Origin of the sequence: Streptomyces longisporus (assembly GCF_039532765.1) — a bacterium.
GTDB lineage: Bacteria > Actinomycetota > Actinomycetes > Streptomycetales > Streptomycetaceae > Streptomyces > Streptomyces longisporus.
In genome coordinates, this window is record NZ_BAAASG010000007.1 from 640,274 (window position 1) to 664,313 (window position 24,040).

Annotated in this window: 21 protein-coding genes; 13 read left to right on the forward strand and 8 right to left on the reverse strand. The window is 70.7% G+C overall.

The genetic code is table 11. The features are described from left to right. Complete coding sequence (locus ABD355_RS14530; RefSeq protein WP_344400674.1) at positions 1 to 1,554, forward strand: alpha-L-fucosidase; 1,554 nt, start codon at positions 1 to 3, stop codon at positions 1,552 to 1,554. A gap of 87 nt (positions 1,555 to 1,641) precedes the next feature. Here ABD355_RS14530 and ABD355_RS14535 read toward each other — a convergent pair whose 3' ends face one another. The 3 genes from ABD355_RS14535 to ABD355_RS14545 form a co-directional block, all read right to left on the reverse strand. Next, complete coding sequence (locus ABD355_RS14535) at positions 1,642 to 2,250, reverse strand: DedA family protein (RefSeq protein WP_344400675.1); 609 nt, start codon at positions 2,248 to 2,250, stop codon at positions 1,642 to 1,644. Positions 2,251 to 2,512: 262 nt separating this feature from the next. Next, positions 2,513 to 3,418, reverse strand: coding sequence for a DUF5753 domain-containing protein (locus ABD355_RS14540; RefSeq protein ID WP_344400676.1), 906 nt, complete (start codon positions 3,416 to 3,418; stop codon positions 2,513 to 2,515). Positions 3,419 to 3,576: 158 nt separating this feature from the next. Continuing rightward, positions 3,577 to 3,819 (reverse strand): DUF397 domain-containing protein, encoded by a 243-nt coding sequence (locus ABD355_RS14545; RefSeq protein WP_266951850.1) that lies wholly within the window; start codon positions 3,817 to 3,819, stop codon positions 3,577 to 3,579. A 242-nt stretch (positions 3,820 to 4,061) separates the two neighbouring features. Between ABD355_RS14545 and ABD355_RS14550 the strand changes: the two genes are divergently transcribed. Together ABD355_RS14550 and ABD355_RS14555 are read left to right on the forward strand one after the other, a co-directional pair. Further along, positions 4,062 to 4,610, forward strand: coding sequence for an ATP-binding protein (locus ABD355_RS14550; RefSeq protein ID WP_344400677.1), 549 nt, complete (start codon positions 4,062 to 4,064; stop codon positions 4,608 to 4,610). 90 nt (positions 4,611 to 4,700) lie between these two features. After that, positions 4,701 to 5,009 carry a protease inhibitor I42 family protein gene (locus ABD355_RS14555; RefSeq protein WP_344400678.1) on the forward strand — a complete coding sequence of 103 codons (309 nt, stop codon included), beginning with the start codon at positions 4,701 to 4,703 and terminating at the stop codon, positions 5,007 to 5,009. 51 nt (positions 5,010 to 5,060) lie between these two features. Here ABD355_RS14555 and ABD355_RS14560 read toward each other — a convergent pair whose 3' ends face one another. The 3 genes from ABD355_RS14560 to ABD355_RS14570 form a co-directional block, all read right to left on the reverse strand. Beyond that, positions 5,061 to 5,576 (reverse strand): hypothetical protein, encoded by a 516-nt coding sequence (locus ABD355_RS14560; RefSeq protein WP_344400679.1) that lies wholly within the window; start codon positions 5,574 to 5,576, stop codon positions 5,061 to 5,063. 31 nt (positions 5,577 to 5,607) lie between these two features. After that, a complete protein-coding gene (locus ABD355_RS14565) occupies positions 5,608 to 6,717 on the reverse strand; it encodes a C1 family peptidase (protein WP_344400680.1) in 1,110 nt (369 codons plus the stop codon). Positions 6,718 to 7,119: 402 nt separating this feature from the next. Then, entirely contained in the window at positions 7,120 to 8,190 is a 1,071-nt protein-coding gene (locus ABD355_RS14570; RefSeq protein WP_344400681.1) for a LacI family DNA-binding transcriptional regulator, read from the reverse strand. A 221-nt stretch (positions 8,191 to 8,411) separates the two neighbouring features. On the opposite strand from ABD355_RS14570, the gene ABD355_RS14575 reads away from it, so the two are divergent. The 7 genes from ABD355_RS14575 to ABD355_RS14605 all read left to right on the forward strand — a co-directional run bounded on the left by ABD355_RS14575 (position 8,412) and on the right by ABD355_RS14605 (position 18,481). Next, positions 8,412 to 9,704 carry an ABC transporter substrate-binding protein gene (locus ABD355_RS14575; RefSeq protein WP_344400682.1) on the forward strand — a complete coding sequence of 431 codons (1,293 nt, stop codon included), beginning with the start codon at positions 8,412 to 8,414 and terminating at the stop codon, positions 9,702 to 9,704. Positions 9,705 to 9,710: 6 nt separating this feature from the next. Beyond that, complete coding sequence (locus tag ABD355_RS14580; RefSeq protein ID WP_344400683.1) at positions 9,711 to 10,622, forward strand: carbohydrate ABC transporter permease; 912 nt, start codon at positions 9,711 to 9,713, stop codon at positions 10,620 to 10,622. Continuing rightward, positions 10,619 to 11,530, forward strand: a complete 912-nt coding sequence (locus ABD355_RS14585; protein WP_425585736.1) for a carbohydrate ABC transporter permease — start codon at positions 10,619 to 10,621, stop codon at positions 11,528 to 11,530. The genes ABD355_RS14580 and ABD355_RS14585 overlap by 4 nt, the downstream gene beginning before the upstream one ends. Before the next feature lie 29 nt (positions 11,531 to 11,559). Further along, positions 11,560 to 12,816: a glycoside hydrolase 5 family protein gene (locus tag ABD355_RS14590; protein WP_344400684.1), complete on the forward strand. Its 1,257-nt coding sequence runs from the start codon at positions 11,560 to 11,562 to the stop codon at positions 12,814 to 12,816. Further along, positions 12,813 to 14,858: an endo-beta-N-acetylglucosaminidase gene (locus ABD355_RS14595; RefSeq protein ID WP_344400686.1), complete on the forward strand. Its 2,046-nt coding sequence runs from the start codon at positions 12,813 to 12,815 to the stop codon at positions 14,856 to 14,858. The genes ABD355_RS14590 and ABD355_RS14595 overlap by 4 nt, the downstream gene beginning before the upstream one ends. Positions 14,859 to 14,902: 44 nt before the next feature. Beyond that, positions 14,903 to 17,923, forward strand: a complete 3,021-nt coding sequence (locus ABD355_RS14600) for an alpha-mannosidase (RefSeq protein ID WP_344400687.1) — start codon at positions 14,903 to 14,905, stop codon at positions 17,921 to 17,923. A 90-nt stretch (positions 17,924 to 18,013) separates the two neighbouring features. Next, a complete protein-coding gene (locus tag ABD355_RS14605; RefSeq protein ID WP_344400688.1) occupies positions 18,014 to 18,481 on the forward strand; it encodes a DUF4231 domain-containing protein in 468 nt (155 codons plus the stop codon). 69 nt (positions 18,482 to 18,550) lie between these two features. Here ABD355_RS14605 and ABD355_RS14610 read toward each other — a convergent pair whose 3' ends face one another. Beyond that, entirely contained in the window at positions 18,551 to 19,465 is a 915-nt protein-coding gene (locus ABD355_RS14610; protein WP_344400689.1) for an LLM class flavin-dependent oxidoreductase, read from the reverse strand. Between the two features lie 55 nt (positions 19,466 to 19,520). Then, a complete protein-coding gene (locus tag ABD355_RS14615) occupies positions 19,521 to 20,249 on the reverse strand; it encodes a FadR/GntR family transcriptional regulator (protein WP_344400690.1) in 729 nt (242 codons plus the stop codon). Positions 20,250 to 20,413: 164 nt separating this feature from the next. On the opposite strand from ABD355_RS14615, the gene ABD355_RS14620 reads away from it, so the two are divergent. Genes ABD355_RS14620 through ABD355_RS14630 form a run of 3 tightly spaced genes read left to right on the forward strand, consistent with a single transcriptional unit; the run spans position 20,414 to position 24,019 of the window. Next, on the forward strand, positions 20,414 to 21,487 hold the full coding sequence (locus ABD355_RS14620; RefSeq protein WP_344400691.1) for a sugar ABC transporter substrate-binding protein: 1,074 nt from the start codon (positions 20,414 to 20,416) through the stop codon (positions 21,485 to 21,487). Continuing rightward, positions 21,484 to 23,001: a sugar ABC transporter ATP-binding protein gene (locus ABD355_RS14625; protein ID WP_344400693.1), complete on the forward strand. Its 1,518-nt coding sequence runs from the start codon at positions 21,484 to 21,486 to the stop codon at positions 22,999 to 23,001. The genes ABD355_RS14620 and ABD355_RS14625 overlap by 4 nt, the downstream gene beginning before the upstream one ends. Then, positions 22,994 to 24,019 carry an ABC transporter permease gene (locus ABD355_RS14630; protein WP_344400694.1) on the forward strand — a complete coding sequence of 342 codons (1,026 nt, stop codon included), beginning with the start codon at positions 22,994 to 22,996 and terminating at the stop codon, positions 24,017 to 24,019. The genes ABD355_RS14625 and ABD355_RS14630 overlap by 8 nt, the downstream gene beginning before the upstream one ends. The last annotated feature ends 21 nt before the right edge of the window (positions 24,020 to 24,040 follow it).

The following is a 24,040-nucleotide window of genomic DNA, read 5'->3' on the forward strand; positions in this document are numbered from 1 at the left end:
ATGGCCCTCTCCAGACGCCTCTTCCTCTCCTCCGCCCTCACCACGGCCGCCGTGCTCGCCGCCTCCGGCCACCCTGCGGCCGCCGCATCCGGGACTCCCGTCCCGGCCGACCCCCGCTACCGCATCCCCGTCAGCCCCGACGACACCCCGGACGAGCTGGTCCGCAAGGCCGCCCAGGTCAGGCCCACCGCACGGCAGATCGCCTGGCAGGCCCTGGAGCAGACCGCATTCCTGCACTTCGGCGTGAACACCTTCACCGGCCTGGAGTGGGGCACCGGTGACGAGGACCCCGACGTCTTCCAGCCCGCCGGCCTCGACACCGACCAGTGGGCGCGCGCCCTGCGTGACGGCGGTTTCAAGCTCGCCATCCTCACCGTCAAACACCACGACGGCTTCGTGCTCTACCCGTCCCGCTACACCAACCACACCGTGGCGTCGAGCAGTTGGCGCGGCGGCCGGGGCGACGTACTGCGCTCCTTCGCCGAGTCCATGCGCAGCCACGGCCTCAAGGTCGGCGTCTACATCTCGCCCGCCGACGAGAACCAGTACCTGCACGGCGTGTACGCCAACGGCAGCGCCCGCACCGAGCGCACCATCCCCACCCCGGTGCCGGGCGACGACCGCACCCCGGACCGCACCTTCACCCTGCCTGCCACCGACTACGGCGCCCACATGCTCAACACGCTCTACGAGGTGCTCACCGAGTACGGGCCCGTCGACGAGGTGTGGTTCGACGGCGCCCAGGGCCGCATCCCGCCCGGCAAGGTCGAGGACTACGACTGGGACAGCTGGTACACCCTGGTCCGCACGCTCGCCCCGGACGCGGCGATCGCCGTCACCGGCCCCGATCTGCGCTGGGTCGGCAACGAGAGCGGGCTGGCGCGCGAGGACGAGTGGAGCGTCATTCCGGTCAAGGAGAACCAGTACGGCCGCACCGACTGGGCCCTGTCCTACGACACCCCCGACGAGGGCAGCCGCGCCGCGCTCGTCGCCGCCCAGCCGAAGGCGGACTACCTCCAGTGGTGGCCGGCCGAGTGCGACGTGTCCATCCGCGACGGCTGGTTCTACCACGCGAACCAGCAGCCCAAGTCCGTCGACGACCTGACCGCGATCTACTTCGGCTCGGTGGGCCGCAACTCCGTCCTGCTGCTCAACGTCCCCCCGGACACGGACGGCCGGCTGCACGCCACCGACGTCCTACGGCTGCGTGGGTTCCGTGAGCGCATCGAGCACGAGCTGCCCGAGGACCTGGCACGCGGGGCACGCGTCACCGGCTCGCCCGCCCTGCGGACCGTTGATCTCGGCACCGATCAGGAGGTGGACCGCATCCGCCTCGCGGAGGACATCCGCCACGGCCAGCAGGTGGAGTCCTTCGTGGTGGAGGCCCACCACGGCGGGGCCTGGGCGGAGGTGGCCCGGGCCGGAACGATCGGCGCGAGCCGCATCCTGCTCCTGCCGTCGCCGGTTCGGGCCCGTCGGTGGCGGCTGCGGGTGACAGGGGCGCGGGACGCCGTACGGATGCAGCGGTTCGAGCTGTACCGCTCACGGATCTGAGGCGCACCCGGGCGGCCACCGGGTGTCGGCGCTCCGGTGACCGCACGGTCGCCCTGTTGTCATCCGCCGGGCGCCGCGACGGCAGGCTCAGGAGTGGGAGCGGCGGTGTCGGCGGATGCGCCAGACGACAAGGGCCACGACGACGATGGCGGCGAAGGCCAGGGCGACGGTGCGGCCGACCAGGGTCTCGGCGCGTTCGTAGGCGGCGCCCGCGGCATAGCCGAGGAGGGCGTTGCCGACGCCCCAGACCAGGCCGCCGAGGGCGTTGTAGAGCAGGAAGCGGCGGTACGGCATGTTCGAGGCGCCCGCCAGCGCCGGGACCAGGGAGCGGAAGAGGGCGACGAAGCGGCCGACGAAGACCGCCGCCGGACCGCGCCGGCGGATCAGGTCGCGCGCCTTCTCCACCCGCCCGGCCCGCCGGCGCAGGGGCCCGCGGGAGAGCAGCGGCGGTCCGGCGCGCCGGCCGATCTCGTAGCCGACACTGTCCCCGGCGATCGCCGCGAGGACGACGGCGAGGGTCAGCCAGACCAGCTCCACGTTGCCCCGCCGGGCCAGCACACCGCCGACGATCACCGCGGTCTCGCCCGGCAGGACGAACCCGAAGAACAGCGCGTCCTCGGCGAAGACCAGGGCCGTGACCACGAGGTACACCACGGGCCCGGACAGGTCGGCGAGCCAGTCGACCAGAGCGTGCATCTGCCGACCCCCTTCTGTGTCGGGTACGAGTACCCGGCAGCGGCGGCCTAGCCCGCGGCCGTCCGGCGCAGCGGGAAGTTCACGGCGGTCATGGTCAGGACCGGCTCGCCGGACGGCTCTCCCGCACGCATCAAGAAGGCGCAGGTGTGCCGGCCGCTGGCGATCAGCCCCTGCCAGGGGACCTGCAGGGCGGCCTGCGGATCGACATGGATGCCCGGTGGATCGGTAGCCGCCGGGTGAGGTGATCTCCCGGCCCGGCGGCTCAGATCTCCTTGAGGACCTGTTCCAGGAAGGGCACCGAGTCCACGGCCGGCGAGGCCACCAGGCTGAGGCGGTCCATGACCGCGAGGTAGTGGTCGACCTCCTCGGGCTTGTCCAGGTACAGGGCGCTGGAGAGCTGCTCCAGGTAGACGACGTCCGGCAGGTCCGGCACGGGGAAGCGCAGCACGGTGATCGGTCCGCCGGCCGCCGCGTGACCGCCGACGTGGAAGGGCAGCACCTGGAGCGTCACGTTCGGCCAGGCGGCGGCCTCGATCAGGTGCTGGAGCTGCGCCCGCATCACCTCGGCCCCGCCGAGCGGGCGGCGCAGCGCCGCCTCGTCCACCACGACCCACAGCTTCGGCGCGTCCGGCCGGGAGAGCAGCTCCTGCCGGGTCATCCGCAGCTCGACCCGGCGGGCGACCGTGTCCGGAGAGGTGATGGGGTGGCCGAGCCGGATGACGGCCTCGGCGTACTCCGGGGTCTGCAACAGGCCCGGGATGAACTGGACCTCGTAGGTCCGGATGAGGGAGGCGGCCTCCTCCAGGCCCAGGTGCTGCTCGAACCAGCTCGGGAAGGCGTCTCCGTACGCCCGCCACCAGCCGGGTTCGTTGGCCCGCCGCACCGAGTCCAGGAACTCCTGGCGTACGGCGGCGTCCTGGACGCCGTAAAGGGTGAGCAGGTCGGCGATGTCGCGCTGTTTGAAGCCCACGCGGCCCAGCTCCATGCGGCACAGCTTGGCGTCCGAGGCGCGGATGGCCGCAGCGGCCGTGTCCCGGCTGATGTCGAGGGATTCGCGCAGGCGGCGCAGCCGGGTGCCCAGCATGATCCGCTGCACGGTCGGCCCGCCGCGCCGCAGGCTCAGGACGTCGACCTCGGAGGGAGCGGGTTCTCGCTGAACTGCCGTCATGGTCATCCCCTCGCCGCCGCACCGGCTGCGTGTGCATGTGTTCGGGACTCAACCAAGGAGGGTAGCACCGAGGCGTCGTACGGCTGCGGTGCGTGAAGTGGCCGGAGGGCGCCGACCGGTGGACCGCGCCCTCCGGCTGTCCGCGGGTGCGCCCGACCTCAGCCGGCGGGGAGTAGGCCGTCGAAGTCGCCGTCCTTCACACCGCGGACGAAGGCGGAGATCTCGGCGCCGGTGTAGACGAGCGCCGGACCCTGGGGGTGGCGGGAGTTGCGCACGGCGACGCTGCCGTCCGGGAGGGCGGCGAGCTCGACGCAGTTGCCCTCGGGGTTGCTGTGGTGGCTCTTGCGCCAGACCGCGCCCGCCAGCTCGGTGGCGGGCATGCCGTTGCTCACGTGCTGCATCTGAACCTCTTTGAGATGTAGTCGCGTTGAGTGAACTCGTGGTCGGCGCTGCAATTGCATCTTCAATTGCATCCACGGGTGGTGTGCGGGACGATAGCGCCCGGCGCCCGCTGCTCGCAAGATCATCTGCAATTGCAGCGGTAATTGCCGATGCACTTGCGTACGGACTGCCGGACGTAGCACGATACTTCGCACAGGTGTAGCGCTCGGTTGTTCTCTCCGCAGGGGTACCAGGGGTCGCGATGTCCGCAGAGCAAGTCGCAGAACCGGTCAACCCCCTGCGTATCGAGGCGACTTGGCAGTGGCTGTGCCAGGCCGTGGACCACATGGGCCGGCCGGGCCCCGGGCTGAGCTTTCCCCTCGCACCGAGTTCCGCTGACGGCCCCGGCCCCGCCCACTGCTCCGTGCTCGCCGTGCCGCCGATCGCCCAATCCGCCCACATCGCCCGCGACTTCACGCGCACCACGCTCGTCGACCGGACCACGCAGGAACGCGTCGAGGATGTGGCGGTCACCGTGTCGGAACTGCTCAGCAACGCCCTGCGCTACGGCCGAGCAGCGGACGGCGAGGCGGAGTTGCAGCCGGCACTGTGGCTCGCCTACTGGGAGCGCTGGTCCTGCGCCGTGTGCGCGGTCACCGACGAGAGCGACCTGATCCCCGTCGCCATGCAGGCCGACGAGCTCGCGGAGTCGGGGCGGGGACTGCAGGTCGTCTCGGTGCTGAGCGACGCATGGGGATGGAACCCGCGGGCCGCCGGAGGAAAGCTCGTCTGGGCCCTGTTCCGGCTCTGACACCACGGTCGGCTCGGCCGACGCACCGGCTGGCCAGGCACCGGACGGCGCGGTACACCGAGAGGACCAGAGCCGAGGAGGTGCGGTCCCGTGGGTGAGGTGCAGGTGACGGCGCAGGACGGCGAGGTGCGGGTGGGGCTCGGCGACGACCTCGTGGTGCGGCTGGCCGAGAACGCCACCACCGGCTACCGGTGGCACGTCGAGGGCATCGAGGGCGGGCTGGAGGTGGCGGCCAGCGACTATGCGCCGCCCGGAGAGCTCGCCCCGGGCGCCGGCGGCACCCGGGTGCTGCGGCTGCGGCCGACCAAGCCCGGTGAGGGACGGCTGGAACTCGTGCTCAAGCAGCCGTGGGGCGACGACGTGGCCGACCGGTACGCGCTGCGGATCACCGTCGAGTGACATGCGAGGGCCGCGCCCGGCACGCCCGGACGCGGTCCCTCGCCGGCAGGGCTACAGCAGGTAGATCTCGTGGACCAGGCCGTCCGCCTCCTCACGGAAGGAGATCGGCCGTCCCGTCTGACGGGCCTGGGAGGCCAGCGTCGTCAGCGCGGTGAACGCCCAGTCGCCGCCGTTGAAGATCTTCTTCCAGGCGCCGCCCTTGACGTGCAGGAAGGCGTTGCGGGTCTGGTTGATGGACCACATCGCGTCGACGATCGCGTTCTGCGTCCACGTGCCCGTGACCGCGGTGGCGGCCTGCGCCGCCGCGAACGCCTGCAGGTCACCACGGAGTTCGGGTGTGATCGTCGGCCGGGCCTCGCCGGACGCCGTCTGCTCGAACCGGGCGACCATCACATCACTGGCCGGCTTGCCCGGCGCGGTGAGCGCGCTGCCGTTCAGGCCGATGTCCACGCCCGGCGGCAGCAGTACGGGCCGCCCGGCCTCGTCCTGCTCGGCCGCGGAGCGGACCGCCTGCGTCGTGGGCGGCTGCTGCTCGGGCTGCTTGGGGCCGCTGTTCTGCGGGCTCATGTCGTGCTCTCCTCTCCCTGGTTCCCCGGTCTCACCAGGCGTAGATCTGCTGGACGCTGCCGTTGTCCTCGTACAGGCCGACCTTGGCGCCGTTCGCCTTGGACGCGGCGAGTTCGGCGAGCATCGCGGCGTCGGTCGCGCCGACGGAGCCGTTGAGGTTCAGCCAGCCGCGCAGCTCGCCGTACGCCCACACATTGGCGTCGGTCTCGTTGCTCCACAGCGCGAGGATGCGCTGGTCGGGCAGCCAGTTGTGGATGAGCGTGCCGAGGGCCGCCACGTTGTGCCAGGTCTCGATGCCGCACTCGCCGTAACCGATGCGGAAGAAGCCCTGCTCGCCCCAGCCCGGACCCCAGCTGTTCTTGCCGATCCAGCACTGCTGAGCGTCGTCGTAGCCGACGAGCGTGACGCAGTGGCCGCCCGCGAGGTCACCGGTGCGGTGCCGGTAGACGCCGCTCGAATAGCTGAAGAAGTCCTGGTAGACCAGGAAGCAGGCGGTGATGGAGCCGTAGCCGGCGATGTTCTCCTTCATCGCCGCCGGGTCGTTGGTGACGGACTGCCAGGAGCGGATCCTCACCAGGCGGTTGGGCCAGTCCGCGTTGAGCTTGGAGGCGTCCTGGTCGCCCGCCGTGTACGGGAAGTACTCCTCGATGGTGATGCCGTTGTCGCGGGCCTGGTCGGCCAGCGGCTCCGGGAACCAGCCGGTGGAACAGGTACGGCCGGCCTGGCGGCCGTAGCAGTAGAACGCCTGCGCCTCGGAGAGGTCGACCGGCAGATAGGGCGCGCCGTAGCTGAAGCGTGTGACGTGCTCCATCATGCCCACGGTGCCGAAGGCCACGCAGGAACCGCACGAGCCCTGGTTCTTGACGGGCGTCGTGTAGTTGACGCCGCCGATGTTGCGCAGGTCGAACGCGGCGGGCGCGCCCACCGAGTCGGCGGTGGCGGACAGAGCGGCCGCGATGTTGCTCTGCTTCGCGCTCTCGATCGCGGAGCGGTCGCCCGACTCGACGGGGACACCGAGGCGCACCACGCGCTGCTCCTCGGTGAGCGCCGTCATGCTGGTCGTGGTCATGTGCCATGGATTGCCCGCCTGGTCGAGTACCGACCTGAGGTGGTCGAGGTCCAACGGGTCGTTGACAGGCATGAGGAACACTCCTTTGTGCTCGGGGCCTGTGGGTGCCCCTGCCGGCCGCCGCACGGCGGGCAGGGCAGGGCGGAGCGCGACCGGGCCCGGGGGGCGGGGCGCGTCCGTCACGCCGTGCGGGCACACCTCGCCGCACGGCGGGAAACGCTGGAAACGGTGGCAACTACGAAACGGCGCTGGGGACGGCGCTGCTCGCCGACTCCCACCTGGGAGAGATCACATTCTCTGAGAGGCTTTCACAGCCGGACCCCCGTAGTTGAGCGACAGCGGCAGTCCCCGGTGCTCCGTCCGCGCTGTCGAGAGGCAGCTAAGCAGAGAACCGGGGGGTCGGGAATACGCCGGAATGCGGGTACCGCAAGGGAGAGGCACCGCTCCTCTTGTCGCACAACTACGGAGGAGGGGTCAGGGGCCCTCCCCGTCGATCCCGGCGCTCCCGCGCGCCACCCCGGTGCTGTCCCGCACGATCATCCGGGGCACCGGCACCCGTACCGTCCGCGCGGGTCCGCCGTCCACCAGCGCGGTCAGCTCCCTGGCCGCCGTGCGCCCGAACTCCACGCTGTCGCGGGACAGGGCGGACAGCCAGGGCTTGACCATGCGGCACAGGGCGGAGTCCTCCCAGGCCACCACCGACACCTCGGCCGGTACGGAGAAGCCGAGTTCGGTCGCGGTGGCCACACCCGCGACGGCCATCACGTCGTTGTCGTAGATCAGGGCGGTCGGGGGAGCGGGCCGTCCGAGGACCCGGCGGGTGACGGCCGCGCCCTCCGCGTCCGAGTAGTCGGTGGTGACGGACTCCACCTCCCTCAGGCCCCGGCGTTCGGCCTCGGCGCGCAGGGTGCGGATACGGCGTTCGGTGTGGGCGAGGCCCGGAAGTCCGGCGATGTGCACGATCCGGCGGTGGCCCAGCGCGTACAGCTCGTCCACCACCGAGGCCATCGCGCCTGCGTCATCCGCCCACACCGTCGACAGGCCCGGGTGGCGTTCATCGGGGGCGCCGCCGATCACCACGGCGGGCAGGCCGAGTTCGTCCAGGAGGTCGGGCCGCGGGTCGTCGGTGCGCGGATCGACGACCAGGACGCCGTCCACGCGGTGCTCGGCCCACCAGCGCCGGTAGACCGCGCACTCGTCGTCGACGTCCTCCACCACCTGGAAGAGCAGGCCGAGATGACGCTCCGCCAGCACCTCCTGTATGCCCGAGACGAGCTGGAGGAAGAACGAGTCCACGCCGAGCGTGTCCGCGGGGCGGGCGAGCACGAAGCCGACCGTGGCCGCGCCCTCCCCGGACAGCTGGCGGGCCGCCGTGCTGGGCCGCCAGCCCAGCTGCTCGGCTACCCGGCGCACCCGGTCGCGGGTGATCTCGGAGACTCCGGGACGGCCGTTGAGTGCGAAGGAGACCGCGCTCTCGGAGACACCGGCGCGCTGCGCGATGTCCTTCATCGTCGGCCGGCGGGCCGGGGAACGCTTGGCCGGCACGTTGCTCCCCCATTCTTCCGGGTCGGTAGCTAATGCGCTTGAGCGAAAGAACCCTAAAGCGCATTAGCGATGACTGGCAAGTTTTCGGCCACGCCTCTCTGGCCTGCACTAATGTCGGCTGAATTTCTTTAGCTGGGATCAGTCCATTGACTTTCACCAAGAGCCGCGGGCATGGTCGCTGGCGTCCCAGCCGCCGACGCCGCCAAGGGAGCCGTGTCACCGTGCCCACATCCCGCAGAACCTTCGCCGCCCTCGCCGTCTCCGCCCTCCTCCTCCCGCTGAGCGCCTGCGGCTCCGGGGACGACGGCGGGGGCCCGGGCGACGCCTCGGGCAAGATCGAGGGCGACATCACCTTCCAGACCTGGAACCTGCGGGCCAACTTCAAGGACTACTTCGACGGCGTGATCGCCGACTTCGAGAAGAAGCACCCGGGCACCCGTGTGAAGTGGGTCGACCAGCCCGCCGAGGGCTACGCCGACAAGATCAGCGCCGATGCCGCCGGCGGCACCCTGCCCGACGTCGTCAACGTCTCCCCGGACCTCGTCGCCCCGCTCGCCAAGGCCGGACTCGCCCTCGACCTCGACAAGGCCGCCGCCAAGTACAAGAAGGAGTACCTGGCGGGCGCCTGGGCCAGCCACCAGATACCGGGGATGACCGGCACGTACGCCTTCCCCTGGTACCTCAACACCGGCCCGCTGTTCTACAACAAGTCCCTGTTCAAGAAGGCCGGGCTAGACCCCGAGCAGCCGCCGAAGACGTACGACGACCTCTTCGCCGACGCCCTGGAACTGGCGAAGAAGAGCGACGGCAAGGTCGCCACCCTCGCCAACGTGCCCACCATCGAGGACTTCGGCCGCTACGGCGTCGAGCTCATGAACAAGCAGGGCACCGCCTTCACCTTCAACGACGCCAAGGGCATCCAACTCCTGGCCAAGTACAAGGAGTTGTACGACGCCAAGGCCCTCGACCCGCAGGCGCTGACCGCCACGCCCGAGTCGTCCGGCAAGAAGTTCCTCACCGAGGCCGTCGCCATGAACCCCGGCAGCGCCCTCGATCTCGGCAACTTCAAGAAGCAGGCGCCCAGCCTGTACAGGAACATCGGCATCACCGACCAGATCACCAGCACCGGCCACGTCAACATGTATGTGATGGGCGTGATGGTCAACTCCAGGACCAAGCACACGGCGGCCTCGGTCGCCTTCGCGCACTGGGTCACCGACGCCGAGCACCAGATGTCCTTCGCCAAGAAGGTCGCCATCTTCCCCAGCACCGCCGGCTCGCTGGACGACCCGTACTTCACAAAGGAGGACGGGACGGACGAGACGCGGGTGCGCGTCGCCGCCGCCAAGTCGCTGAAGAACGCGGTCAACTACACGCCCGTCCTGTTCAGCGAGCAGATGAAGACGGCGCTGCGCAACGAGGTCGCCAAGGCGCTGCAGGGCAAGGAGAGCGCCAAGGCGGCTCTCGACAACGCTGTCAAGGCCTGCAACACGCTCCTCCAGCAGCAGGGCTAGCGCGCGATGGCCACTTCTGTCGCGTCCCAGGAGCGGGGCGTGCGGCGTGTGCGGCGCCAACTGCCCACCAGCCCTTGGCTGTTCGCCGCACCGGGACTGCTGATCACCGGCGTGTTCATCCTGTACCCGTTCGTCTCCACCCTGCTCAACGCCTTCACCGACCGCCGCACCCTGATCCCGGGCCGGTTCGTGGGTCTCGCCAACTTCCGCGAACTGCTCCAGGACGACATGTTCTGGATCGGCCTGCGCAACAGCACGCTGTACGTCCTGGGGGTCGTACCCGCGCTCGTCGTCCTGCCCCTGCTGCTCGCGCTGCTGGTTCAGAAGAACATCCCCGGCATCACCTTCTTCCGGTCCGCCTTCTACACCCCGGTCGTCGCCTCGATCGTCGTGGTCGGGCTGATCTGGGTGTGGCTGCTCGACGAACGCGGCCTGATCAACTCCCTGTTGGAGTCGATCGGGGCCGGACGGGTCGGCTTCCTCAGCGACCAGTGGCTGCTCCTGCTGAGCGCCATGGCCGTCACGGTCTGGAAGGGCCTCGGCTACTACATGATCATCTATCTGGCGGCGCTGGCCAATGTGCCCCGCGAACTCCACGAGGCCGCCGCCGTCGACGGCGCGGGCGCCCTCCGTCGCTTCCTGACCGTCACCGTGCCCGCCGTGCGCTCCACCATGGTCCTGGTGGGCGCGCTCTCCTCGGTCGCCGCCTTCAAGGTGTTCTCCGAGGTGTACCTGATGGCGGGCCCGAGCGGCGGACCGGCCGGCGAGGACACCACCCTCGTCATGCTGGTCCAGCGCACCGGCACGGGCCTGACCGGCCGCGTCGGTTACGCCTCCGCCATCTCGGTCGTCGTCTTCGTCGTCACCGTCGCCCTGATGCTGCTCGTGCTGCGCGCCGACCGGAGGGAGGACAGGTGAGCGTCGTCGAGAAGGTACGACCCGTGGAGGCGCCGGCTCCCGCACGGGAGCCCCGCGCTCGCGTCACCGACGAGCACGGCCGCCGCATCCGGGCGTGGGAACTCGTCCTGCGCTACGTGCTGTTGCTCGCCGTACTCGCGTTGACCGTCGGCCCGTTCCTGTGGCAGCTGTCCACCTCGCTCAAGGGGCCCACCGAGGACATCTACAGCTCCCCGCCGACCTTTCTGCCCGGCCACCCCACCCTGCACAACTACGAGCGGGTCGCCGACACCATCCCCGTCTGGGACTACGCGGTCAACTCCCTGAAGGTGGCCACCGCCAACGTCGTCACCAACTGCGTCGGATCGGCCCTCGCCGGGTACGCCCTGGCCCGGCTGCGCTACCGCGGCCGCCGGGTGGCCACCCTCGCCTTCATCCTGGCGATGCTCGTACCGGTGGAGGGCATCATCATCGCCCAGTTCACCACCATGCGGGAGCTGGGCCTCAACAACACCCTGGTCGGCGTGGTGCTGCCGGGCTGCATCGGCGCCATGAACGTGCTGCTGATGCGCAACGCCTTCCTGAACCTGCCCTACGAGATCGAGGAGGCGGCGTACGTCGACGGCGCCAACGTCTGGCAGCGGTTCCTGCGCATCGCGCTGCCCGCGGTGAAGGGCACGATCGCCGTCGTCGCGATCTTCGCCTTCATGGGCGCCTGGGACGACTTCCTGTGGCCGCTGATCGTGCTGAGCGACCCGTCCAGGTTCACGCTGACCATCGGCCTCAACTATCTGCACGGCACCTTCGCGGGCGACGAACGGCTCGTCGCCGCGGGCACGGTCATCGCCGTGGCACCGCTGATCGCCCTCTTCGCCTGTCTGCAGCGGTACTTCTTCCGCGGGGTCGGCGAGGGGGCCGTCAAGGGCTGATCGCCGCCATCGAGTTCAAGGACCTCCGCATGCCTGCTGCCGTGCGCTTCGGCGTCAACTACACCCCCAGTGAAGGGTGGTTCCACCACTGGCTCGACTTCGACCTCGACTCCGTACGGGCCGACCTCGACTCCGTCGCCGCGCTCGGCCTCGACCACATCCGGGTCTTCCCGCTGTGGCCGTACTTCCAGCCCAACCGGAGCCTGATCCGGCCGCGGGCCGTCGAGCAACTCGTCGCCCTGGTGGACGCGGCCGGCGAGCGCGGGCTCGACGTCAACGTGGACGGTCTGCAAGGACACCTGAGCAGCTTCGACTTCCTGCCCGCCTGGACCCGCACCTGGCACCGGCGGAACCTGTTCACCGACCCGGACGTGCTCGACGGCCAGGCCGCCTATCTGCGCACCCTCGCCGCCGCCCTCGCCGACCGGCCGAACTTCCTCGGCATGACCCTCGGCAACGAGGTCAACCAGTTCTCGGCGGGACCGCATCCCGATCCGGACCGAGCCACCTTGGACGAGATCGACGCGTGGCTCGCGCGCATGCTCGCCGCCTGCGCGCAGGGCGCCCCCGGGAAGCTGCACCTGCACGCCGAGTACGACGCCACCTGGTACCAGGACGACATGCCCTTCACCCCGGCCCAGGCCGCCCGCCACGGCGCCGTCACCGCCGTACACTCCTGGGTCTTCAACGGCACCGCCCAGCGGCACGGCCGTACGTCCGTCCCCACCGAACACCACGCCGCGTATCTCATCGAGCTGAGCAAGGCGTGGGCCGAGGACCCGGGTCGCCCCGTCTGGCTCCAGGAAGTGGGCGCACCCGCCCCCCTCATCCCGCCCGAGCACGCCGCGGCCTTCACCGAGGCCACCGTCGCGGGCGCCCTGGACTGTCCCGACCTGTGGGGCATCACCTGGTGGTGCTCGCACGACGTGTCCCGGGACCTCGCGGACTTCCCCGAACTCGAATACGGGCTGGGCCTGTTGACCAACGACAGGCGGCCCAAGGACACGGCGCGGGCGCTGGCGCAGGCGGCAGGACGCGAACACACGCCACCCGCGCCCCGCAGCACCGCGCTCGTCGTCCCCGCCGACCCGGCCACACGCTCGCTCTGCGCACCCGGCGGGCCGGTCTTCGGCGCCTTCTTCCGGCTGACCGCCGACGGCGCCCGCCCCACGACCGTCCTGGACACCCGTGCGGACGACACGGACCACCTCGCCGCACGCGGCATCACCGAAGTCGTCACTCCCGAACAGGTACTCCACACCCCACAAGGAGGAACCAGCTCGTGAACCCCACCAGACGCACCGTCCTGCTCGCCGGCGCCGTGGCCGCCTTGGTGCCGCCGCTGCCGGCCTCTGCCGCGCCGAAGGCCGCCGCCACAGCGACCCCGCCGTACGCCTCCTACTGGTACCCGGACTCCCTGCCCTCCGGCAGCCCCGGTACCGGCATCACCTGGCGCAGCCTGAAGGCCTGGCGCGCCGCCGACGACACCGACCTCGCCTTCAACACCGCGTCCGTGCCGCTGGCTCCCCGCTTCACCCCGACACCGGTGAACAGCACCGCACGCTCCGGGCAGGCCCGCATCCAGTCGCTGGTGTCTTTCGGGCCGACGTCCGGCAACCCGTCACAGGGTTCGACGACGGCCGACTACTACGCACTGACGCACTGGGCCTACGTGGACGAGCTGGTGTTCTGGGGTGGGTCGTCCGGTGAAGGGCTGATCCTCGCTCCGAACGCGCCGATCGTGGACGCGGCCCACCGGCACGGCGTCCCGGTGCTCGGCAACATCTTCCTGCCGCCCACCGCCTACGGCGGGCAGTTGCAGTGGACACGGGACCTGGTGCAGAAGGACTCCTCCGGGCACTGTCCGCTCGCCGCCCAACTGGTCGCCGTCGCGGCGGCGTACGGGTTCGACGGGTGGTTCGTCAACGCCGAGACCGGTGGCGGAAACGCCGCGCTCGGCACCGACATGCTCGGCTTCGTCAAGGAGCTGAAGTCTCTCGCCGCCGCCCACGGGCAGCGGGTGACCTGGTACGACGCGATGACCGTGAACGGCACGGTGAGCTGGCAGGGGGCGCTCGACAGCCAGAACCAGGCGTTCTTCCAGGCCGCCGACGACATGTTCGTCGACTTCCGGTGGAGCGCGGGCACCCTCGCCTCGTCCGGGCAGCAGGCGCAGCAACTCGGCCGCAGCCGCTATGAGTTGTGGGCCGGTGTCGATGTCGAGTCCAACGGGTCGGACACGAGCGTGAGCTGGGACGCCATCGTGCCGACGACCAAGTCACACGTCACCTCGATCGGCTTCTACCGTCCCGAGTGGACCCGCAACCACCTGCCCGCCTCCCGGACCCCGGGCGACTTCCACGCCGCCGACGACCGGTTCTGGACCGGACGCTCGCTCGATCCGTCGCAGCCCGACGCCTCCGACCCGTGGCGGGCGCCGGCTGTGTCCGTCGCGGACCGCTCGACGGTGTCCGGGATGCCGTTCGCGAGCGTGTTCAACACCGGACACGGGCTGCGGTGGTACGAGGACGGCGCGGTCACCTCGGACACACCGTGGAATCACCTCGGGCTGCAGGACCGGCTGCCCTCGCGGCGGTGGGTGGTGCGCACGGAGGGAGAGCGGCCTGTTGTGTCGTTCGACTTCGCGGATGCGTGGCGTGGCGGCAGCAGTGTGCTGGTGGACGGTGAACTGGACGAACCCGCGACCGTGGAGTTGTACGCGACACGGCTGCCGATCAGCGTTGACTCGGTTGTCGAGCTGACGCACCGGACCGACGCGGGCGGCGTGAACGTCGAGCTCGCTGTGGCGACCGCCGAGCCGAGCGCTCCGGGTGTGACACCGCCGTACCGCTATCTGCCTGTGAACTCCGTCAACAGGAGGCGTGGCGAGGACGGGGTCGCGGCTGTGAAGTCGATCAACGGCTGGCAGACCGTGACCGTCCCGCTCACAGGCCTCTCCGGAACGCTCCATGCGATCGGTGTGCGCCTCACCGCCACCGACGGCCCGGTGCAGTGGCGGCTCGGCGGGCTCGCGGTGCGCGACACCGTGGACACGCCCGCCGCTCCCTCCGCGCTGCGGATCACCGCGGCCTCCGGCGGCGACCTGCGCCTGGCCTGGAGCCCCGCCCCGGGCGCGGTACGCCACTACACGCTGCACCGCCTCCTGCCCGACGGCACCCGGCGCTTTCTCGGGGCCACCGGCCAGCGCGCCTACTTCCTCGGCGGCCTGCAGCCCGAACAGGGAGAGCAGGCCGCCCGGTTGGAGCTGCGCGCCGTGGGGGAGCTGTACACCGCGTCGACCCCCGTCACCGTGACCCACACCTGGTGACCATCCGCCACCGGAAGCCCCGGCAGACCTACGGAGCACCCCGCATGCATGACGACCGCAGCCTGGTCGAAGCCCGCCTCAAGCGTGTCCTCGACGAGCGCATCCGCCCCGCCGTGTACCCCGAGTCCGTACCGCTGGAGGTGGCGGTGTGGCATGCGCCCGGCGAGCCGGTGCCGGTGGCCGAGGGGCTGGCGGCCGAGCCCGAGCCGATCGCGGTCGGCGCCCGGTGGGGTGCTCCGTGGGGCACCAGCTGGTTCCGCGTCACCGGGACGGTGCCCAAGGCGTGGGCCGGCAGGACCGTCGAGGCGATCCTCGACCTCGGCTTCGACGAGAACATGCCGGGATTCCAGTGCGAGGGCCTGGTGTACCGGCCCGACGGCACACCGGTGAAGGGCCTCAACCCGCGCAACCAGTGGGTGCGGATCGGCGCCCCGGTCGAGGGCGGCGAGGAGGTGCGCCTGCACGTCGAGGCGGCCTCCAACCCCGTCATCCTCGACTACCACCCCTTCCTGCCCACGCAGCTGGGCGACAAGGAGACCGCAGGCAGCGAGCCGCAGTACACCCTCGCCCATATGGACCTCGCCGTCTTCGACGAGACGGTGTGGCAGCTGGTGATCGACCTGGAGGTGCTCGGCGAGCTGATGACCGAGCTGCCGGTGGAGTCGGCGCGGCGCTGGGAGATCCTGCGCGCGGTGGAGCGGTCACTCGACGCGATCGACCTGCAGGACGTCAACGGCACCGCAGGTGAGGCGCGTTCACGCCTGACCGACGTCCTGTCCGCACCCGCCGCCCCCTCCGCCCATCGCATCAGCGCCGTCGGGCACGCGCACATCGACTCGGCATGGCTGTGGCCGCTGCGCGAGACGGTCCGCAAGGTCGCCCGTACGACCTCCAACATGACGGCGCTCCTGGCGGACGAGCCCGACTTCGTGTTCGCCATGTCGCAGGCCCAGCAGTGGGCGTGGGTGAAGGAGCACCGGCCCGAGGTGTGGGCGCGGGTGAAGAAGGCGGTGGCGGACGGGCGGTTGGTGCCGGCCGGCGGGATGTGGGTGGAGTCGGACACGAACATGCCGGGTTCGGAGGCGATGGCCCGCCAGTTCGTGCACGGCAAGCGGTTCTTCCTCGACGAGTTCGGCATCGAGAACGACGAGGCCTGGCTGCCCGACACCTTCGGTTTCGCCGCCGGGCTCCCGCAGATCATCAGGGCCGCCGGTTCCAAGTGGCTGCTGACGCAGAAGATCTCCTGGTCGCAGACGAACAAGTTCCCGCATCACACCTTCCGCTGGGAGGGCATCGACGGCACGCGCATCTTCACGCACTTCCCGCCCGTGGACACCTACAACTGCTCCATGAAGGGCAGCGAGATCGCCCACGCGGCAAGCAACTTCAAGGACAAGGGAGTCGCCCGGCACTCCCTCGCCCCGACCGGCTGGGGCGACGGAGGCGGCGGCACCACCCGCGAGATGGTCGCGAAGGCGGCACGGCTGCGGGACCTGGAGGGCTCGGCGCGGGTCGTGTGGGAGACCCCGCAGGAGTTCTTCGAGAAGGCCGAGGCCGAGTACCCCGAACCGCCCGTCTGGGTCGGCGAGCTCTACCTCGAACTGCACCGCGCCACCCTCACCAGTCAGGCGAGGACCAAGCAGGGCAACCGGCGCAGCGAACACCTCCTGCGCGAGGCCGAACTCTGGGCCGCCACGGCCGCCGTACGCACCGGATTCCCGTACCCGTACGAGGAGTTGGACCGTATCTGGAAGACGGTGCTGCTGCACCAGTTCCACGACATCCTGCCGGGGTCGTCGATCGCGTGGGTGCACCGGGAGGCGCGGGCGACGTACGAACGCGTGGCGGCCGAACTGGACGCGATCATCTCCGCGGCCCAACGCGCCCTGGCCGGTGAGGGGTCCACGCCGCTCGTCTTCAACTCGGCGCCGCACGCGCGGTACGGAGTCCCGGCGGGCGGTGCGGCAACGGCGGTCACCGAGGCCAGTACAGCTCCGAATCCGCGCCCGGGCGGCGGATTCGTCCTCGACAACGGGCTGCTGCGCTGCGAGATCGACGCGCAAGGCCTCGTCGTATCCGCCTACGACCTCGCGGCCGACCGGGAGACGATCGCCCCGGGGCGCGCCGCGAACCTCCTCCAGCTCCATCCCGACTTCCCGAACATGTGGGACGCCTGGGACGTGGACGAGTTCTACCGCAACACGGTCACCGATCTCACGGACGCGGACGAGGTGGTCGCCGGTGAGGACGGCGCGTCGGTGCGGATCGTGCGGTCCTTCGGCGCGTCGCACATCACGCAGGTGCTGTCGCTGCCGCCGGGGGAGCGGCGGCTGGTGCTGGACACGGAGGTGGACTGGCACGAGACGGAGAAGTTCCTCAAGCTGGCCTTCCCGCTCGACGTGCACGCCGAACGGTATGCGTCGGAGACCCAGTTCGGGCACTTCCACCGGCCCACGCACACCAACACCTCCTGGGAGGCGGCCAAGTTCGAGGCCTGCAACCACCGCTTCGTCCACGTCGAGGAGCCCGGCTGGGGCGTCGCCGTGGTCAACGACTCCACCTACGGCCATGACGTGACCCGTACGGTCCGCACCGACGGCGACCGCGGTACGACCACCACGGTCCGGGTGTCGTTGCTGCGTGCCCCGCGTTTCCCCGACCCGGAGACCGACCAGGGCGTCCACCGTTTCCGGCATGCGCTGGTGCCGGGGGCGGGGATCGGGGACGCGGTGCGCGAAGGGTGGCGGATCAATGTGTGGGAGGGGCGGATCAACGGGGCAGCGGAGGTCTCCCCGTTGGTGACCGTCGATCACGAGGCGGTCGTGGTCACCGCGGTCAAGCTGGCCGACGACGGCAGCGGCGATGTGGTGGTCCGTTTCCACGAGGCCCACGGGGGACGTGTCCGGGCCACGCTCATGGCCGGATTCGAGGTGGCGGGCGTGACGGAGACGGATCTGCTGGAGCGCCCGGTGCCCGAGGCGGCGATCGAGCGACGGGAGGGGGACCGGGTCGGTGTGCGGCTGCGCCCCTTCCAGCTGGTGACCTTGCGGTTCCGGCGGGCCTGAGGCGATCCGGCGACGGACCGGTGTACTGCCGGCCGGGTTGCCGCCCGGCCGGCCTTTCCTCCGCGCGCCCGCGCCCCCGATGATGTGCCGATGAGACGAAGCACGGTCACCGACCCGGACTGGTCCGCGGAGCCGGACCCGGTACTGGCCCTCGCGCGGCAGGACCTGGCGTTCTACGGACGCACCCGAGACCGGGCCAGACGGCTGCACTACGCCACGGAAATGGGCGCCCTCGCCTCCACGTCGGCGACGGTCGTTGCGGCCGGGCTGCACGCCCCGGCCTGGCTGACCGCGCTGATCGCGGGCGGCGCCGTCTTCTTCACCGGCATGCGGCAGCTGTTCAACCCGGGCGCGCGCTGGATCGCCGGCGCTCAGTCCCACGAGACCCTGCGACGAGCCGTCGACCGCTATCTGCTGCTGCCGCCGGCGGAACGCGATGCGGCGGCGCGGGCCGCCCTGCAGACAGCGATCGAGGAGGTGGGCAACAACGAGCTGCGGGACTGGGCCGAGACACAGGGGCAGCGCGCCAGTGCCTCGCTGCCCGCGGCGAGCGGCTGAACCCGGCAGCTCTCGCGCAGTGGGGGGCTCAGCGCGCGAGCCGCGAGCGCAGCCACTGCGCACCGAAGGTCAGACCGACAGCGCGGGGATCACCTCGGCGGCAATGCGCTCCGCGAGGGCGGCGGGGTCGCCGATCGGTGTGAACAGGACGAGGCCCGCGCCGGCGCCGATCACCTCGCGGACGGCGGTCACGCAGTCGTCCGGAGTACCGGCGATCGCGGCGGCCTCGATGCTGGGAATGCGCCGGCCGTAGATGCGGGCCAGACCGGCGTTGACCCGCTCACGCGCGAGCCCGGCGTCCGCATCGATGTCGATGTAGACCCGTTTCGCAATCGAGAAGTCCGTGCTGCCCGCCTTGGCCGCCGCCTCGGTGACGAACGCGACCTGCTCCCTGAACGCGGCCGTGGTCGACGCCCCCGCGCCGAAGAACCCGTTGCCCAGCCGCACCGCACGCCGAAGCGCCGATTCGCTCGATCCGCCGAACCACAGCGGAGGATGCGGCTTCTGAAGCGGCTTCGGCTCCAACACGGCGTCCTCCAGCTGCCAGAACTCGCCGTCGAAGGTGACGCTCGGCTGCGTCCACAGGGCCTTGGTGAGGGCGATTCCCTCGGTGAACCGGGCCAAGTACCGGGCCTTGTCCATGCCGAACGCGGCGAACGGCCGGTGGGGGCCGCCGGAGCCCACCCCCACCTCCAGTCGGCCGCCGCTCATCTGGTCGATGGTCGCCAGCGCCTTGGCGAAGTGCACGGGCTGGTGCAGCGTGCTGACGAACACGGTGGTGCCCAGCCGCAGCCGGGTGGTGCACGCGGCGGCGTACGTCATGGCCTCCATCGGCGACAGCACCGCCCCGGCCCCCAACGGCGAGTCCTGCGCCCATGCACTGTGGTATCCGAGGTCCTCGACCTTCGCGAAGTAGGCGCGGAAGGCCCCCGGGTCGAACTGGCCGTCTCGATAGAACTGAGGGATGGAGATGGCGAATCGCATGACTCCAACGTATCCACGGCCGGAGCCGGGGGGCGGCCCGTTCCGCAGGACACCGTCAGGGCGGCGAGGCCGGGGGTCGCGCCTGTCCTGCCAACTGCGCCCGCAGCCACTCCTCCACCTCGCCCACGTGTGCGGCCGCGGCCGCCCGTGCCGCCTCCGGATCGTGGGCCACCAGGGCGCGGTGGATCGCCGCGTGCTCACGGCGGGTGCGGGCGAAGGCGCCTTCCTCCTGGTAGCCGCGCCACACGCGGGCGCGGAAGGTACGCGAGGACAGGCCCTCCAGGATGGCCGCCATGGTGTCGTTGCCCGCGGCGGCCGCGATCTCGCGGTGGAAGGCGAGGTCGTGGGCGAGGATCACCTCCGGGTCGTCGGTGGCGTTCATCGCCGTCAGGTGCTTCTCCACCTCGGCCAGCTGGTCGGGCGTGATACGGGCTGCCGCCAGCGCGGTCGCCGTCGACTCCAGGATGCGGCGCACCTCCAGGAGTTCCACCAGGCGCGGGCCCCGGGACAGGTCGGCGACCACCCCGAACGTCTCCAGCAGGTCGCCGGCCTCCAACTGGGTGACGTAGATGCCGGAGCCGTGCCGGGCCTCCAGCACGCCGAGCACCGTGAGCGCACGGATCGCCTCACGCATCGAGCTGCGGGAGATGCCCAGCTGGACGGCGAGATCGCGTTCGGTGGGCAGCCGCTGGCCGGGCTCCAGACGGCCCTCGCCGATCATCGCCTTGATCCGCTCGATGGCGCGCTGCGTCACCGTGCCCTTCTGCGGGGCGGTCTCGTCCACGCCGTTCCTCCTGTCACCCGGTGCGCCGCAGTCTAACCGCGAGGGTGGTCTGACCAATACCGTCAGAAGCCGCGAAAAACTGGTGTCGGAGGGTGTTGTTTCGTGGAAGTGGTCTGATAAATATGCGGGCATCTGCTCGAACACCCTCAGCGAGGAGCCGCCAGATGCCCGGCAGGACAGTGGGGAAGCGGAACAGGTTTCGAATGGTCGGTGTGACGGCCGTGGCCGCGGGCGCCTCGCTCGCGCTCGCCGCGTGCGGCAGCACCAAGGACACCGGGGGCTCCGGCAGCGCCGGAGGCGGCGGCACCGGCAAGGTCGGGGTGATCCTGCCCCTGCTGACCTCGCCCTTCTGGCAGTCGTACAACGACTACGTGCCGAAGATGGCGAAGTCCGAAGGCGTCGACGCGCTCAAGACGGTCAACTCCAACAGTGACCCCTCCCAGCAGATCACCGACATCAGCAACCAGCTCAACCAGGGCGTGAAGGGCCTGGTCGTCGCCCCGCTGGACAGCGCCGCCATCGAGGCCGGCCTCGACCAGGCCGACCGCAAGGGCGTGCCGGTCGTCGCGGTCGACGTGGCGCCCGACAAGGGCAAGGTCGCCATGGTCGTACGCGCCGACAACGTCGCCTACGGCACCAAGGCCTGCGACTACCTGGGCCGGCACGTCACCAGCGGCAAGGTCGTGCAGATCATGGGCGACCTGGCCTCGGTCAACGGCCGGGACCGCTCCGAGGCCTTCCGCTCCTGCGTGAAGCAGAAGTACCCCAAGCTCAAGGTCCTTGAGATCCCCGCCAAGTGGGAGTCCGACACCGCGGCCTCCCAGCTGGGCACCCTGCTCAACGCCAATCCCGACATCAAGGGCATCTATATGCAGGCCGGTGGCGTCTACCTGGCGCCGACCCTGCAGACCCTCAAGGCCAAGGGCCTGCTGAAGAAGGCCGGTACCGCGGGCCACATCACCATCGTCTCCAACGACGGCATTCCGCAGGAGTTCGACGCCATCCGCAAGGGCGAGATCGACGCGACCGTCTCCCAGCCCGCCGACGCCTACGCCAAGTACGGCATGTACTACATCAAGGCGGCGATGGAGGGGAAGACCTTCAAGCCCGGCCCGACCGACCACGACTCGACCATCGTCAAGCTGCCCAGCGGCATCCTCGAGGACCAGCTGCCCGCCCCGCTGGTGACGAAGGACAACGTGGACGACCCCAAGCTGTGGGGGAACACGGTCAAGTGAGCGTCCAGGACAGCCCGCCCGTGCCCCTCGTCGAGGCGCGGGGCATCGTCAAGCGCTACGGCCCCACCACCGCCCTCGCGGACGGCCGGCTCACCGTGCGCTCCGGCGAGTCCCACGCCCTCGTCGGCCGCAACGGCGCCGGCAAGTCGACCCTGGTCAACGTCCTGACCGGACTCCAGGCGCCCGACGAGGGCACGGTCCGCTTCGACGGCGAACCCGCACCCCCGCTCGCCGACCGCGACGCCTGGCGCCGCAAGGTCGCCTGTGTCTACCAACACCCCACGGTCGTACCCGAGTTGACGGTCGCCGAGAACCTCTTCATCAACCGGCAGCCCCTGCACCGCGGCTTCATCAGCTGGCGCCGGCTGAGGTCGGAGGCGGCCGCCCTCCTCGACACCTGGGACGTGCACGTCGACCCCGAGGCGCGCACCGCCGACCTCAAGGTCGAGGACCGCCAGATGGTGGAGATCGCCCGGGCGCTCAGCTTCGGCGCCCGCTTCATCGTCCTCGACGAGCCGACCGCCCAGCTGGACAAGCGCGAGATCGAGCGGCTCTTCAGCCGCATGCGCGCGCTCCAGGACTCCGGTGTCACGTTCCTGTTCATCTCGCACCACCTCCAGGAGGTGTACGAGGTCTGTCAGACCGTCACCGTGCTGCGCGACGCCCGCTGGATCACCACGGCCCCCGTCGCCGACCTGCCGAGGGCGGCGCTGGTGGAGGCCATGGCGGGGGAGTCCATCGAGGTGATCGCCGAACAGGCCGTACAGGAAAGGCTCGTCGACGAGCACGCGCCCGTTCTGCTGGAGGCCCGCGGGCTCACCTCGGACGCGTACGAGGACGTCGACCTGACCGTGCGGCGCGGCGAGGTCGTCGGGCTCGCCGGGTCCAGCGCCAGCGGAAAGATCGAGCTGGCGGAGGCCATCGCGGGCCTGCGCACACCCACCGAGGGAAGCGCCCGACTGGACGGAGAGCGGCTGCAGTTCGGCTCGGTGCAGGCCGCACTGAAGGCCGGGGTCGGCTGTGTCCCGCGCGACCGGCACGACCAGGGCCTGGTCGCCGGCATGACCATCGGCGACAACGCCACCATGAGCGTCCTGGACCGGCTCGGGCGTTTCGGATTCATCGGCACCGACCGCAAACGCGGCTTCGCCGCCGAGCTGATCGACCGCCTCGACATCCACACCCAGGGCCCCGAGCAGCCCGTCTCCGACCTCTCCGGCGGCAACGCGCAGAAGGTCGTCATGGCCCGCGCCCTCGCCTCCGACCCCCGTCTGCTCGTGCTGATCAACCCCACCGCGGGCGTCGACGTGAAGTCCAAGGAGTCACTGCTGGCCCGCGTGGACAGCGCCCGTGAGGACGGCACCGCGGTCCTGGTCGTCTCCGACGAACTCGACGACCTGCGGCGCTGCGACCGCGTCCTCGTCCTCTTCCACGGCCGCGTCGTCGCCGAGCACCCGGCGGGCTGGCGCGACCATGAGCTGATCGCCTCCATCGAAGGAGTGGACCATGGCTGACACCAAGGCTCCGCCGGTGAAGCCGGTGAGCATGCCCGACGCCCGGGCGGCGAGGGCGGTCCTGCTGCGCCGCGCCCGCGAACTCGCCCTCGTACCCGCGCTGTTGCTGCTGCTCCTGCTCGGCGCCCTGCTGAACGACTCCTTCTTCACCGAGGCCACCCTGATCTCCATCCTGGCCTCCTCGGCGTCGCTGGCGATGGTGGTGCTGGCCGAGTCACTGGTCCTCATCACCGGCAAGTTCGACCTGTCGCTGGAGTCGGTGGTCGGCATCGCGCCGGCGGTGGCGGCCCTGCTGGTGCTGCCGGCCGCCGAGGCCGGCTGGGGCACCGAACTCCCCGCCGCACTCGCCCTCCTGGCCATCCCGCTGGTCGGCGCGGCCATCGGCGCCTTCAACGGCTTCCTCGTCGTGAAGGTGAAGCTCAACGCGTTCATCGTCACCCTCGCCATGCTGATCATCCTGCGCGGGCTGCTGGTCGGTGCCACCAAGGGCAAGACGCTGTTCGGCATGCCCGACGCGTTCTTCTCGCTGGCCACCACCACGTTCCTGCGCATCCCGGTCTCCGTGTGGGTGGCCGCCGCCGCCTTCGCCATCGCCGGGCTGGTGCTCAAATACCACCGGGTGGGCCGTTCGTTGTACGCGATCGGCGGCAACCTGGAGGCGGCCCGCGCCGCCGGCATCCGCGTCGACCGGGTCCGGCTCGGCGTCTATGTCGTCGCCGGTGTCCTCGCCTCGATCGGCGGTCTGATGTACACCGGCTACGTCGGTGCCATCGGCGCCAACCAGGGCCAGAACATGATCTTCACGGTGTTCGCCGCCGCCGTGATCGGCGGGATCAGCCTCGACGGTGGCAAGGGCACCATGTTCGGCGCCCTGACCGGCGTACTCCTGCTGGGTGTGGTCAAGACCATGCTGACCATGGCCCAGGTGCCGTCGTTCTGGATCGACGCCATCTACGGCGGAATCATCCTGCTCGCGCTCATCCTCGCCCGCCTCACCACCGGCCGCGCCCAGGACTGACCCCCGCCCCCTGCCCCCGAC